The sequence below is a fragment of the Streptomyces sp. bgisy159 genome, from assembly GCF_057707805.1.
In genome coordinates this window covers 23,386-36,590 of record NZ_JBYIQX010000048.1, presented here as the reverse complement: position 1 = coordinate 36,590, position 13,205 = coordinate 23,386, and the positions used below count along the sequence as shown (strand labels likewise).

The 13,205-nt window shown below is 70.4% G+C and carries 10 protein-coding genes and 1 pseudogene; 6 read left to right on the top strand and 5 right to left on the bottom strand.

Annotation, left to right across the window (positions count from 1 at the left end):
* Positions 1-111 precede the first annotated feature (111 nt).
* Positions 112-1,062 (top strand): bifunctional riboflavin kinase/FAD synthetase, encoded by a 951-nt coding sequence (locus tag AC3ET3_RS31185; protein ID WP_432139368.1) that lies wholly within the window; start codon positions 112-114, stop codon positions 1,060-1,062.
* A 97-nt stretch (positions 1,063-1,159) separates the two neighbouring features.
* On the opposite strand, the gene AC3ET3_RS31180 is transcribed toward AC3ET3_RS31185, so the two are convergent.
* From AC3ET3_RS31180 to eccE, 4 genes and pseudogenes are all read right to left on the bottom strand, one after another.
* Positions 1,160-4,243 (bottom strand): MinD/ParA family ATP-binding protein, encoded by a 3,084-nt coding sequence (locus AC3ET3_RS31180; RefSeq protein ID WP_435613323.1) that lies wholly within the window; start codon positions 4,241-4,243, stop codon positions 1,160-1,162.
* A gap of 543 nt (positions 4,244-4,786) precedes the next feature.
* A pseudogene (locus AC3ET3_RS31175) lies at positions 4,787-4,915 on the bottom strand (SCO5717 family growth-regulating ATPase); the annotation flags it as partial.
* Positions 4,916-5,254: 339 nt separating this feature from the next.
* Positions 5,255-5,932 (bottom strand): hypothetical protein, encoded by a 678-nt coding sequence (locus AC3ET3_RS31170; protein WP_432155634.1) that lies wholly within the window; start codon positions 5,930-5,932, stop codon positions 5,255-5,257.
* Positions 5,933-6,039: 107 nt separating this feature from the next.
* Positions 6,040-7,347 (bottom strand): type VII secretion protein EccE, encoded by a 1,308-nt coding sequence (gene eccE / locus AC3ET3_RS31165; protein ID WP_432155616.1) that lies wholly within the window; start codon positions 7,345-7,347, stop codon positions 6,040-6,042.
* 177 nt (positions 7,348-7,524) lie between these two features.
* Here eccE and eccB point away from each other — a divergent pair, with 177 nt between their 5' ends.
* Genes eccB through AC3ET3_RS31150 form a run of 3 tightly spaced genes read left to right on the top strand, consistent with a single transcriptional unit; the run spans position 7,525 to position 11,836 of the window.
* Complete coding sequence (eccB, locus tag AC3ET3_RS31160; protein ID WP_432155617.1) at positions 7,525-9,051, top strand: type VII secretion protein EccB; 1,527 nt, start codon at positions 7,525-7,527, stop codon at positions 9,049-9,051.
* Positions 9,052-9,098: 47 nt separating this feature from the next.
* Entirely contained in the window at positions 9,099-10,331 is a 1,233-nt protein-coding gene (gene mycP / locus AC3ET3_RS31155) for a type VII secretion-associated serine protease mycosin (protein WP_435613322.1), read from the top strand.
* A complete protein-coding gene (locus AC3ET3_RS31150) occupies positions 10,328-11,836 on the top strand; it encodes an outer membrane protein assembly factor BamB family protein (RefSeq protein WP_432155618.1) in 1,509 nt (502 codons plus the stop codon). The genes mycP and AC3ET3_RS31150 overlap by 4 nt, the downstream gene beginning before the upstream one ends.
* Before the next feature lie 53 nt (positions 11,837-11,889).
* On the opposite strand, the gene AC3ET3_RS31145 is transcribed toward AC3ET3_RS31150, so the two are convergent.
* On the bottom strand, positions 11,890-12,186 hold the full coding sequence (locus tag AC3ET3_RS31145) for a DUF397 domain-containing protein (protein WP_432155619.1): 297 nt from the start codon (positions 12,184-12,186) through the stop codon (positions 11,890-11,892).
* A gap of 305 nt (positions 12,187-12,491) precedes the next feature.
* Between AC3ET3_RS31145 and AC3ET3_RS31140 the strand changes: the two genes are divergently transcribed.
* Together AC3ET3_RS31140 and AC3ET3_RS31135 are read left to right on the top strand one after the other, a co-directional pair.
* Positions 12,492-12,824 carry a WXG100 family type VII secretion target gene (locus tag AC3ET3_RS31140; protein WP_432155620.1) on the top strand — a complete coding sequence of 111 codons (333 nt, stop codon included), beginning with the start codon at positions 12,492-12,494 and terminating at the stop codon, positions 12,822-12,824.
* Positions 12,825-12,861: 37 nt separating this feature from the next.
* Complete coding sequence (locus AC3ET3_RS31135) at positions 12,862-13,176, top strand: WXG100 family type VII secretion target (RefSeq protein WP_432155621.1); 315 nt, start codon at positions 12,862-12,864, stop codon at positions 13,174-13,176.
* Positions 13,177-13,205: the final 29 nt, after the last annotated feature.

Below are 13,205 nucleotides of genomic sequence, written 5' to 3'. Positions count from 1 at the left end.
CGGGTCACAGCCCCGATGCCGATGCGGGCGGCGAGCGCCCGGCATGGCACCCTTAGTACCTGCGTAAGCGGTCAAGGACAGATACGGACACGGGTTCGAGGAGCGGTCACAGTGCAGCGCTGGCGTGGCTTGGAGGACATCCCCCAGGACTGGGGGCGCAGCGTCGTCACCATCGGCTCGTACGACGGCGTCCACCGCGGGCACCAGCTGATCCTCCGGCACGCGGTGGACCGCGCCCGTCAGCTGGGCGTGCCGTCGGTGGTCGTCACCTTCGACCCGCACCCCAGCGAGGTCGTCCGCCCCGGCAGCCACCCGCCGCTGCTGGCCCCGCACCACCGCAGGGCCGAGCTGATGGCCGAGCTCGGCGTGGACGCGGTGCTGATCCTGCCGTTCACCACCGAGTTCTCGAAGCTGTCGCCGGCCGACTTCGTGGTGAAGGTCCTGGTCGACAAGTTGCACGCCAAGGCGGTCGTCGAGGGCCCCAACTTCCGCTTCGGCCACAAGGCCGCGGGTGACGTGGAGTTCCTGACCGAGCAGGGCAAGGTGTACGACTTCGAGGTGGAGGTCGTCGACCTGTACGTCACCGGGGACGCGGGCGGCGGACAGCCCTTCTCCTCCACGCTGACCCGGCGTCTGGTCGGCGAAGGCGACGTCACCGGCGCCGCCGAGATCCTCGGCCGGCCGCACCGCGTGGAGGGCGTGGTGGTGCGCGGCGCCCAGCGCGGCCGCGAACTCGGCTTCCCCACCGCCAACGTGGAGACACTCCCGCACACCGCGATCCCCGCCGACGGCGTCTACGCCGGCTGGCTGCACGTGGGTGGCGAGGCGATGCCGGCCGCGATCTCCGTGGGCACCAACCCGCAGTTCGACGGCACCGAGCGCACGGTGGAGGCGTACGCCATCGACCGGATCGGGCTCGATCTGTACGGGCTTCACGTCGCCGTCGACTTCCTGGCGTTCGTGCGCGGCCAGGCGAAGTTCGAGTCGCTGGAGGCACTGCTGGAGCAGATGGCCGACGACGTGCGGCGGTGCAAGGAGATGATCGCGGAGGCGGAGGCGTAGTGCCTCATCGCTGAGCGTGGGTACGCCGAGGGCGGCCGGTGTCTTTCGGACACCGGCCGCCCTCGTTCGTGTTCACGGCGTACCGCCGCGTCGCGGGTTACTGCTGCTGCGGCGGCGGGGGAGGAGCCTGGCCGGGAGCGCCCTGGGGGTAGCCGGGGTGACCCTGCCGCTCGGGGTGGCCGGGCTGACCGGGGTGGTCAGGCTGGCCGGGGTGGCTGGGGTGCCCGGGCTGACCGGGGTGGCTCGGCTGGGGTGCCGCGGGGTAGCCGGGCTGGGGGGTGGGCTGGGCCGACGGGTGCGGGGGGCCAGAGTGGCCGGGGTGGCCCGGCTGCTGCGGTGGGTGGGGCTGACCGTACGGCTGACCGGGCTGGGGCGCCGCCGGATAGCCGCCCGGCTGCTGCGGGTATCCCTGACCGGGATGCATGGGCTGTCCCGGGATCGGCTGGCCGGGCATGGGCTGTCCCGGGGCGGGCTGTCCCGGCATCGGCTGGCCGGGCATGGGCTGTCCCGGCATGGGCGGGGCGGCGACCGGGGGCGGATTGCCGTCGCTGGTCCACAAACCGTGCATCTGCTGGTGACGTACGAAGTCCTCGGCGACCATCGCCGCGAGGTTGAAGTACGCCTCCCGCACCTTGGGCCGCATCATGTCGAGGTCGACCTCGGCGCCGGCGGCGAGATGTTCGTCGAAGGGGACCACCACGACCCCGCGGCATCGGGTCTCGAAGTGCGCCACGATGTCCTCGACCTTGATCATCTTTCCGGTCTCGCGGACACCCGAGATGACGGTGAGGGAGCGGGCCACGAGATCGGCGTACCCGTGCGCCGACAGCCAGTCCAGCGTCGTACTGGCGCTGCTCGCGCCGTCCACGGACGGCGTGGAGATGATGATGAGCTGGTCGGCGAGGTCGAGCACACCGCGCATGGCGCTGTACAGGAGACCGGTGCCCGAGTCGGTGAGGATGATCGGGTACTGGTTGCCCAGCACGTCGATGGCGCGCCGGTAGTCCTCGTCGTTGAAGGTCGTGGACACCGCCGGGTCGACGTCGTTGGCGATGATCTCCAGGCCGGACGGGGCCTGGGAGGTGAACCGCCGGATGTCCATGTAGGAGTTGAGGTAGGGGATCGCCTGCACGAGGTCACGGATGGTGGCCCCGGTCTCCCGGCGCACGCGTCGCCCGAGCGTACCGGCGTCCGGGTTGGCGTCGATGGCGAGGATCTTGTCCTGCCGCTCGGTGGCGAGCGTGGAGCCGAGGGCGGTGGTGGTCGTGGTCTTGCCGACGCCGCCCTTGAGGCTGATGACGGCGATGCGGTAGCAGGACAGCACCGGCGTGCGGATCAGGTCCAGCTTCCGCTGCCGCTCGGCCTCCTCCTTCTTCCCGCCGATCTTGAACCGTCCGCCGCCGGCGGCAGGCCGGCTGCTCTTGGTCTTCTGCTTCTTGTTGTTCAGCAGCCGGTCGGAGGACAGTTCCACGGCCGCGGTGTAACCGAGCGGCGCGGCCCCAGGGTTGACCGGCTGCCGCTGGTCGTGCTGGACCGGCTGCGGCCAGGCGGCACCGGCCCGGGGGTCGACGGCACCGGCGGCGGGGCCGGGCGGCGACTGCTGACCGGGCGGCTGTCCCGGCGGGAAGCCGTAACCGGCGGGCGGGGGAGGGGTATTGGGGTCTCCCGTGGGAACCTGCGGGGGCTGCTGGCCGGGCTGCTGTCCCGGCGGGAAGCCGTAACCGCCGGGCTGGGCCGGAGGGTTCGGGTGGGCGCCACCGACGGGAGCGTGCGGGGGCTGCTGGCCGGGCTGCTGTCCTGGCGGGAAGCCGTAGCCGCCGGGCTGGGCCGGAGGGTTCGGCGCGCCCGGGGGCACCGGGGCGCCGGGGTTGGGCGCCGGGGGCTGCGGGGCTCCGTACCCCGGCTGGGCGTTGGGCGCGACGGGGGCGTGCGGCTGGTGCTGCTGGGGGTGGGGCTGCGGGTGGCCTGCCGGAGCGGCCGGGTCGGGCCCCGGCTGACCGGCGTTGGGGGCACCCGGCTGCGGGAAGCCGTATCCACCCGGTCCCGCCTGGGGCGCGGCACCTGGGGCGGGCGGCTGCTGGGGGAAGCCGTAACCGCCGGGCTGCACCGGGGGAGTGGGTGTACCGGGCTGCGCCGGGGGAGTGGGCGTAGCGGGCTGCGCCGAGCCGCCCGGGTGCGCGGCAGGGGGCTGCGGGAAGCCGTAACCGGGCTGAGCGTGGTGACCGGGCTGAGGGGACCCGGGCCCACCCGGTGCGCCCGGGGCTCCCCAGGCGGCCGGCGCGGGCACGGGGGGCTGCGGCCGGCCCGGCACCTCGGGCTGGACGGGCGGCTGCGGCTGCGCGCCTGCCGCCGAGCCCTGCGCGGCGCCCGGGGCACCGGCCTGCGGCTGCGCGGGCCACTGGGCGGCGGGCGCGGGCGCGGCAGGCTGGTACGACGGCGGCAGCGGCGGTACGTCACCCTGCGGAGCCGGCGGCGGAGCCCAAGGATTCGGCGTACCGCCGCCCGCTTCGGGGGCCTCCTGAGAGGCAGAAGAAGGAGCAGGGGCAGAGACAGAGGCACCGGCATCGGCGGGCTCGGGTGCCTGCGGCTCGGGAGAGTCGGAGGGCTCCGAAGACTGGGTGCCGCCCAGGCCGTCAGGGGACGAAGTCGGCGAACCGGAAGGCGCCGAAGCGGCGTCACCAGCCGCGGACGCTACAGCAGCCGAAGGCTTCGCGATCTCCTCGGCCCCCGCGATCTCCTCGCCTCCTCCGCTCTCCTCGCCTCCTCGGGCTTCCTCGACCCCACCGGCCTCCGCGGCCTCTGCGGCCTCCTCGACGTGCGAGATCCCTCGCGCCTCCCCGGGTCCCTCGGCTTCCTCCCCCTCCGTCGCACCTCGACCGGCGCCGTCACCCACACCGTCACCGTCGGCGACCTGCGCAGACCCTGAAACTTCCTCACCCTCGGAAGCCCCACCGGCGGCCTTCACGTCCTCCACGGAGAAGACGGGAAACGTGGGGAAGCCGTCATCGGCCCCACCAGGAGCACCGGCGGCCTCGACATCCCCGCTGTCCACGGCCTCGTCGCCGTCCGCCTGCCCGGAACCGGACCCTTCCCCGCCCTTGCCCAGCGCGTCGCCGGAAGCCTCCCCCGAGACCTGCTGCTCGGAGAACTCCCTCTTCAACGCGGCCGGCGAGAACTTCATCGTGGCCCCGCTCTCCAGGTCCCCGAGCCCAGCAGCCTGCTCAGGCTCGGACACCGGTGCGGCGGGCACCTGCGGCGGCTGTGGCGGCCGCAGTTCGAACGCACCGTCCGGGGATGCTCCGGGCATCCCCACGGCGGCACCCTCCCCGGCCGGCGGACCGGCGGCCGGCCCGGGCGGAGTCAACGGCGCCGCGGGTGCAGGAGCGTGCGCGGGCACGGCAGGATCGGGTACCGCAGGACCGTGACCGGCCGCCCCAGGCGCGGCAAACGGCGCGGGCGCGGCCGGCGGACCACCGAAGGGCATCCCGGGCGCCGGAGGAACAGGCCCCGGAGGAACGGGACCAGGGGCAACGGGCCCCGGCGCGGCCGACGGGGCATAGGCGGGCGGAGCCGCGCCCTCAGGCCCCCTCGGCGGAGCCACTCCACCGGTCATTCCCCCGGTCATCCCACCGGCGCTCCCACCGGCCATTCCTTCGCCGGCGCCGGCTCCCTCGTCGGCCGGAGCCTCCTGGGCGCCGCCTCCTGGACCTCCGGACGTGTTCTGCGTGTACCAGGCGGGCGGCGCGTAGTCGATGGTGAACTCGCCCGTCATCTCGATGTCGGACTCCGCGTCGGGCTGGTCATCGCCGGGTGTCGCCCAGCCCCCGCGGATCCCGTCCCGATCGCTGCTCACAATTCCTCCTGGTGCGGTCGACCACCCTCATGCCGTGCCGGGGCGACCATGTGTCGTTCGTGTCGTCCGAAGTCGTGCCAAAACGGGGCGGTCCGGACGGAGTGCACGGCGCCGCCACCCCGGGTCTTCCCCTTGGGCCGCCGATACCGTGTCCACGGGTTCCGTCATCGCGCCCGGACCCAGCCTAATCATCAGACGGCTCACCCGGGCAGGCCTGTCCACCTCCCGACGCCTGCCCGTTCTGCGACTGCTCACCCAGAAGCGCCTGTCGAAAAAGCCAGGAACTCGGCAAGTGGTCACACGGGGAGGGAACGTCCCGCAACGCCCCACATGTCCGGCTCAGTCGATTCTTCGCGGCATGCCCAACAGGCCGACCTCGACATCAGTCGGCTGGGTCATCACATACTGCCGGTCCCGATCCGCGCACCAGAGCGTGAAGCCGTCGGCGAGCGTGGGCAACGCTGCCATCGTGCCGCGCGAGAGCCCCATTGCACGGCCCAGCCCCGCCGCTTCGTCCGGAGAGATCCGTTGTACACCTACCAGTCGGGCCTGCCGCACCAGCCGCGGGGTCACAGGACTGACGTAGGGGAGCAGGGTCAGTACCGACTGCCACGGCCCGGAGACCACCCGCCCGCGCGGCGGCCGCATCCCACAGTCACGGATCACCAGCACAGGAGTCCCCGCCGACGTTCCCTGCGGCGGCACTCGGCCGACCTCGTGCACCGCGAGCCCGTTCTGCCCGCCCCCCATGGCATGCACCATCTGCATCCACGCCTGCGGCCGCCCCGTCTCCACAGCCACCCGCGCTCCGGTCGCCGCCGCCCGAAGAGCGATGACCTGGGCGGTCCACAGACCACCGATCAGCACAACGTCGTACGCGGTGGGCCGGTTGAGTCCCATGACCGCCGGCCGGCCCTCGGCATCCACACCGATGACGACCCCGTCGTCCCCGATGGGCAGAGCGAGCGAGTCCAACTGCTCCACGGAGACCGAGTGCCGCGCGTGCCGAGGGCCGATGAGCCCGAAACCGACGCTGGGGGCGGGCTCGCGCCTGCGGTGTCCGGTGCCCGGCTCGGGCTGCTGCGGAGTGGTGGTGGTCCGGGCAGGGGTCGTCACTCTCGATGTCACCAGGCACCTCCAAGGGGCAGAGTGGCCAGTACGCCGGGCACCTGCTCCCGGTCCAGCCGGGTGAGTCCCGCGCCCGCGTGCCGGGCAGCGTCCTGCAGCGCACGCCGTGCTGCCACGAGTTCGTCGTCGCTACGACCCGTGACCCGGACGTGGCCCGCCAGCGACAGTTCCTGCCGGTCCCCGCGCCCGAGGGTGAGACTGAAGGTTGTGGCGAGGGCGGGTATCGCGGTGAGCAGGGCGATGAACTGCGGCAAGGACGGACCGGGACCCCCGCCCACCGGCGGCCATCGCCGCACCCAGTACGTAGTGTGCCGGCGGTTGTCGCAGCGCCAACTCCGGCTGGACTCCTCGGTGCGTCGCTCAAGAGTCCCTGCTCGGCCGGCCTCCGCCGTCACCAGAGGATTGGCACACGCCGAGGTGGCGAGAGCGGTGGTCAGCTCCTCCTCGTCCAGGACGGTCACGCGGAATCCGGCGCCCGTCAACCGGCTCCGGAGATGGTCCGCCACACGGATGACACACTTCTGGGCCCCCACGAGACCGCCCCCGCGGGCCGCCACCGCCTCGGCGCACCGTTCGGGGTCGAGCTTCAAGGCGATCCATGTGATGCGCACCGCCGGGGCGCCGGTCTGCTCCTGGAGCGGCAGGTAGTTGGAAACCGCAACGGACTGCGGAGGCAGGTGCAGGGCGGGCGCCGGCTGAGTGTGCAGTACGACCTGAGCCGACTCCAGGCGAATCCCGTCCACGTCCAAGGCGTCGCGCACCAGACCCAGCGGCAGGGGATGCCGGCCGCGTTCCGCCCGCATCGCCGTTGAGTCCGCCTCCACTTGGAGTACCGCGGTGACGAACGTACCGTCCCCGACGATCCCGACCGGCTTGCGATCGTGACCGCCGTACGCATAGGTCCGCAGGCTCGGGTCGCATTCCACTGCGGGAGCCAGTCCAGGTTCCGTCCCCGGTGGCAGTGTCAGCCTCGCGGCGGCTTTCCGGCGCGCCTTCAAGCCCCTTGCGGTAGCCAGCCATTCGGGCAAGGTGCGGCCCCGGCGCCTGGCGAAGGCGACGCCCAACAGTCCGGCGCCGACCATGCCCGCGGGAACCAGGGCCCAGGGGGCGATGACCCAAGCGGTCAGCAACAACGCCGCAGTGATCTCCACCAGGAGCAGTTGCTGCAGACGCACCGCTCCGGATCGGCCCGACCGGGCCTCGAGTCGAAGCGTGACAGCGGGCCTGGCAGCGGGAGTCACGGTGGTCGGCGACGACACCGCGGCCGTCCGCCCCCGCGACCGCGCCCGGCTTGCGGAAGCCATCACTGCAAACCCCCCGTACTCACCTGAAAAACCTCGTCGGGCGATGGCCCGGATGCGCACAGCACCCTACCCCGCCCCACTTGCACCACTCGTCAACAGGCATAGTAGGGGCCCGGTCTGACAATGACGGGCGGGGGACTGCGACCCCCGGCACGGCACGGGGAGAGACAGACAGTCATGGCATCACGGCGGGACGAGCTCAACGCCTACACGTTCGCGAAGCGACGTACCTTGGCGGCCTTTCTGCAGCCCTCGCCCTCGGGATCGGAGGAAGGCGCCCCGAAACCACTGCGCGCGGTGGTACCGAGTCTGATCGCGGGCGCCCTGGCTCTCGCCGTCTTCGGAGCCTGGGGCATGTTCCAGCCGACCGCGCCGACGGGCTGGGACACACCCGGCACCCGCGTCATCGTGGGCAAGCAGTCGACGACGCGCTACGTCGTTCTCAAGACCGGGAAGAACACCCGACTGCATCCGGTGCTGAACCTGGCTTCGGCACGCTTGCTGATGAACGACGCCTCGTACAAGGTCATCCAAGTCAGTGACGACATCCTGGACTCAGGCCGTCCTCCGCGCGGCCCCATCCTGGGCATTCCCTACGCCCCCGACCGCCTGCCGTCTCCGGGGGAGGCGGGAAAGGCCAAACGCTGGGCCGTCTGTGAACAGCCGGGCGGCAAGGGCGGCACCGTCCAAGAGGCCACATTCGTCCTCGCCGACCGCGACGAGAAGCGTACGGAGGGCTCCCGGCGGCTCTCCGGCGGTGATGTGCTCTACGTCAAGACCCGCACGGGCGAGCGGTATCTCGTCGACTCCCAGGGCACCTCGTACGCCGTCACCGGCACCACTTCGGACGCGCTCACCGTCGCCCTCGTGGGCTCTCAGCAGCCCCAGTCGGTCACCAAGGAGTGGCTGGCCACCCTCCACCAGGGCGCACCCCTCCGCTTCCCCCGGCTCCCCGCCGGCGTCGGATCCCCCGCGAGGGTCCCCGGCAACCTCTCGGCGGAGGAGAACAAGGTCGGTATGGTCCTGAAGACCGAGACCGGCGAGGGCACGCAGTACTACGTCGTGCTGCCCGGCTCGGTGCGGCCGGTCAGCGAATTCACCGCCTGGCTCCTGATCAGCTCGCCGCAGACGGCGCAGCTGAACATGAACGGGCAGGCCCGCGCTGTGGGCTTGCAGGACTTCACGGCAGATCCCGAGCCTTTCGAGGGTCAACCCGCCGACTGGCCGCAGCACCGTGCCCGCCAGGTGAACTCCGCGGCTCCCGGCTCCGGCCGCGACACCGTGTGCAGCGTGCTGCGCTCCGTGGGGGACGACAACCGGACGACTCTGAGCACGTGGGCCGGCACCGACTACCCCGTTGAGATCACGGCCGACGGCACCGGCACGTACGTCACGCCTGGCACCGGACTGCTGTACACCCAGCTCCAGGGCAAGGAGACGGCCGCGGGATCCCTCTTCCTCGTCACCGACACCGGGCTGCGGTACGCCGTGCAGGCCAACGGCGACAGCGACAGCGCCAAGTCCGACATCGGCACGGGCGACCGGGAGAAGTCCTCCGACGGCAGCCCTGAACCCAGTGAGGCCCAGGTCAAGCTGGGCTACCAGAACGTGCGGCCGGTCAAGGTGCCGCTCGTCTGGTCGGAGTTCCTGGCCAGGGGCCCGCGCCTCGACACCAACAGCGCACGCCAGCCTCAGGGTTCGTGACCCTGCCGGACCGAGACACTCACGGACGAGGACAGGAGCACCCAACGGTGTCGCCGACTAGGACAACCCTGCTGGTAACGGCCGCTCTTGTGACAGCGCTCGGTGCCTGGCCGTCCGCGCCCGCTCCGGCGCCCGGACCACGGGCGTCCGCGGAGCTGGACGGCAGCGGCGCGTGCACCTTTCCCGCCCCTCAGATCAAAGGGCGCCCCTGGTCGTTGCAGCGCGTCCTGCTGGACCAGCTGTGGCAGGGCACCAACAGGGGCAAGGGCGTCAGGGTGGCGGTCATCGACACAGGTGTGGATGACAAGAACCCGCAACTGGCCGCCGCGGTCGACAAGGCGGCCGGCCGCGACTACCTCACCAAGGGCAAGGGCGGCGATCCCACCAACGACGAGGTGGGACACGGCACGAAGGTCGCCGGCATCATCGCGGCCCGGCAACACAGCGATACCGGTTTCGTAGGACTGGCTCCGAATGCCACGATCATTCCGATCCGCCAGAACGACGCCGACAACAGCGGGGACTCCGACACGATGGCCGACGCCATCACCTACGCGGTGAGCAAGGGCGCCGATGTCATCAACATTTCCCAGGACACCACGAAACCTCTGTCGGCCACCTCCGCTCTGGCCGAAGCGGTACGCAAGGCCATCGCCGCCAAAGTCGTCGTGGTCGCCTCCGCGGGCAATGACGGCCTCGACGGCAAGACCAAGAAGACCTACCCGGCGGCCTTCCCCGGTGTGCTCGCAGTCGCCTCCTCCGACCGCAACAACGAACGGGCCGGCTTCTCGCAGGCAGGCTCCTTCGTCGGGGTCGCCGCCCCCGGTGTGGACATCGTCTCGACGGTCCCGGGAGGGGGCCAGTGCACGGACAACGGCACCAGCTTCTCCGCGCCGTTCGTGGCCGGCGTCGCTGCCCTGCTGAAGGAGAAGCACCCCGACTGGAGCACCGCCCAGATCGTCACCCAGATCGAACAGACTGCGGAACGCTCGATCAACGGCCACGACAATTATGTCGGCTGGGGTGTCGTCGACCCGGTTCGTGCCGTACAGGAGTCGGACATCGACGACCCTCCGTCCGTACCGGTTCCCGATCCCGGCCCGGCACGGGCGGCAGCGCCTGACGTGGCCCCCTTCTCGCTCGCTGAGACAGCCCAGGAACGCGATGAGCGTTATGCCACCTACGGCCTGGGCATCGCCCTGGTGGTGGTAGTGATCATCACCGGCATCACGGTCGTCGCCCGTGATCTGCGCCGCAATCGAAAGGATCTGCAGCCGTGAGCTTCGGCCCACCGCCATCGGTCTACACCGAGTCCGCGCTGGCCTCGGACAAGAAGCGCAGGAGCCACCGCCGCCGCCTGGCCGCGGTGGCCGGAGGTACCGCCCTCGCCCTGGTGTGTGTGGGCGGCTGGTTCTTGTGGGACGGGGCGAGCGGGCAGGCGAAGGGCCACGGGAGCCCTGCGGCGGCCCGAGCGGCGGCGGACGACATCAGGGAGACGGTCGAGAGGCCCCCGGTCTCACCAGAGGGCGTGCTCGTCACCGAGCGGGATGAGGAAGGCCTGACCAAAGCCAGCCAGGACCGTCCCCGCTACGCGCCTGGTACCTGGGTCACCGACAAGATCGTGGCGAAGGGCGTTGCCAACCGGATCGAAGGCTATCGCTTCGACTGGAAGGACAAGCCGGCCTGGAGACTCGATCTCGATGGCCATATCTGTGCCGTCAGCCGCCATGTCACCGTGGACGGCCGTACCGCCGTCGCCGTCCAACCCCACAAGAGGAAGAACGGGACCCCGAACGACAAGGGTGTCTGCGACGAAGTGGTGTTCTTCGAGTTGAACACCGGCAAGAAACTGTGGCAGAAGACGATGCCTGCGGCCGAGTTCGCCTATGCGACCAACACCAACCTCACCCTGACCAAAGGGGTGGTTGCGGTGGCATGGGGCCATGGCTCGGTGGCGTACGACATGAAGAGCGGCGGGCAACTCTGGAACAGCACCACCACCTCCAAATGTGAGGACCGCGGCTTCGCCGGTGGCAGGGCACTGCTGGCGCTGCTCAGTTGCGGTGCGGCGCCCAACCGGACCTTCCAGGTACAGAGACTTGATCCGCGTACCGGAAAGGAGCGGTGGACGTACCGGATCGCCGACGGCGTCTCCACCGCCTACCTGCCCTCGTCCGACCCACCGGTGATCGCCGTCGCCGCCGGGGACACCATGGTCACGGATTTGATCTCCCTTGACGACAAGGGCAGGCACATGGCCACCATCTCCTTGGACGGCTATGAGGCCGACTGCGACACGCGGTCCTACGTGGACCCGCTCTTCGGGGTGGTGGAGGTCTGCGACGGAGTGGTCGTCGGCCGCGACCACGTGTTCGTCACGAGCAAGGAGAACACGTCCATCGACCAACCTCGGAACTGGATCGTGGCCTTTGACCTCAAGACGGGCCACTCGGCGGGGAAGTTCGAGGGCCGTCCGTTCAGGGGGGTCCATCCCTTGCGGATGAGTGGCGACGATCTGTTGATCTTCAGGCAGAGCGCCGGCGTAGGCACTGATTTCGCGGCGGTGGTGGCCTGGAACCCACAGACGGACAAGGAGACCCCGCTGCTCTTCCTCCTCCTCCCGGAGGATGACGGGGCGAAGCTGGGTGATCCTCTGCAGTCGGACATCGTCGTGGAACATGGCAGGGTCGTCTTCTCGAGACGAGAACTCGTGCTGGACGACGAGAAGTCGAAGGACCCAGTGCTGATGCTGCTGGCTTACGGAACCGAGGGGCTGAAGCACTGACGCCGACGAGCCTGAAGGGGGGCGCCACGGGCTCGCCCCCCAACTGGCCAAGCTCACTCGGCGGCGGCCAGGCCCCCGTTGTGTTCCGCCGGCTCAAGGTCGAACTCCCCGTCCCTGGCACCCAGGACGAAGGCCCGCCACTCGGCCTCCGTGTACCGCAGTACGGTGTCCGGGTCGAGGGACGACCTCATGGCCACCGCTCCGCCGGGCAGATAGGCGATCTCCACCCGCTCCTCGTGCTCCTCGGTCCCCGGCGCGCAGTGCCACTCGACGCCCGAGATGTCGAGCGCGTACAACTCATCGCGCTCCCTCTCCTTGCGTGCCTTGAGTTCCTCCGGCGCTTCAGCCATCGTCGGGCGGTCCTTTCACGACGTACGAACGTTCCTTGGTCACAGTACTGCCCCGGGTAGGGCCCGACTCGGTACTTGCACAATGCGCTTGTCCGGCTTTGCAGTTGGAAGCGTCATGCCAAGTGACTAGAGTGGCTTCCGGTGTCACGTGAGTGATACGGCACGGGGGCGGCGCGACGCTGCGACTGCGCCTAGCGCGAGGAGTCGGAGCAGAACTTGCCCGCCAGGAGAGCTTGGACATCAACCAGGCGGACCCGTCGCGGTGGTGAAGGTCACCACAGCCTCAACAGGAGGGCAAGAGGAATATGAGTATTGACCTCAGTGCGGAGTCCCTGACAGGGCTCGCCAACGACATCCGTTCGTTTCACCACGAGGTGAGCGACCGGGTCGCCTCACTCAACCGCGTGGTGGACATGATCCAGGCCGGGTGGCAGGGCGCGGCGGGCAAGGAGTTCGACACGGTCCAGCAGGGAGTGAACCAGAACCTCAAGAAGCTCCAGGACGACCTCGTCGACCTGGAGGAGGCGATGCGTGCGAGCGTCGGCGGCTTCACCGACCAGGAGCAGGAACGCATCGCCGACATTCGCAAGGTGGACAACTCCTACCAGGTCACCAGCCGCATCACGGATCTCGCCTGAGCCCAGCGCCGCATTCCACCAAGGGGAAGAACGCATCATGAGTGTCAACAACGCCGATCGCACAGCCGTCAACTACGACACCGTCACGCAGGCCGCCAACGACGTCCGCGCGACGGCGAAGAACCTCTCCGAGCAGCTCGAAACCCTCATGCGCCGCGTCAAGGCAGTGGCCGAGACCTGGGAGGGCGAGGCGAAGACCGCCTACACCGAGATCCAGCGCAGCAGCAGCAGCGAGATGGACCAGATGTGCCAGAAGCTGGCCCGCATCGCCCGGCTCCTCGACGACTCGGTCGTCGGCTACAGCGACATGGACAAGGGCAACGCGGCGCGATTCCGCATGCTGATGGGCTGACGCGTCCGGCTGCAGCAGCGTGAGATGCC

Bases quoted from the DNA above. Each gene is read 5' to 3' on its own strand.
- AC3ET3_RS31145 (WP_432155619.1), bottom strand. From the start codon at position 12,186: ATGGCTGAAGCGCCGGAGGAACTCAAGGCACGCAAGGAGAGGGAGCGC.
- AC3ET3_RS31140 (WP_432155620.1), top strand. From the start codon at position 12,492: ATGAGTATTGACCTCAGTGCGGAGTCCCTGACAGGGCTCGCCAACGAC.
- AC3ET3_RS31180 (WP_435613323.1), bottom strand. From the start codon at position 4,243: ATGAAGTTCTCGCCGGCCGCGTTGAAGAGGGAGTTCTCCGAGCAGCAG.
- eccB (WP_432155617.1), top strand. From the start codon at position 7,525: ATGGCATCACGGCGGGACGAGCTCAACGCCTACACGTTCGCGAAGCGA.
- eccE (WP_432155616.1), bottom strand. From the start codon at position 7,347: ATGGCTTCCGCAAGCCGGGCGCGGTCGCGGGGGCGGACGGCCGCGGTG.
- AC3ET3_RS31135 (WP_432155621.1), top strand. From the start codon at position 12,862: ATGAGTGTCAACAACGCCGATCGCACAGCCGTCAACTACGACACCGTC.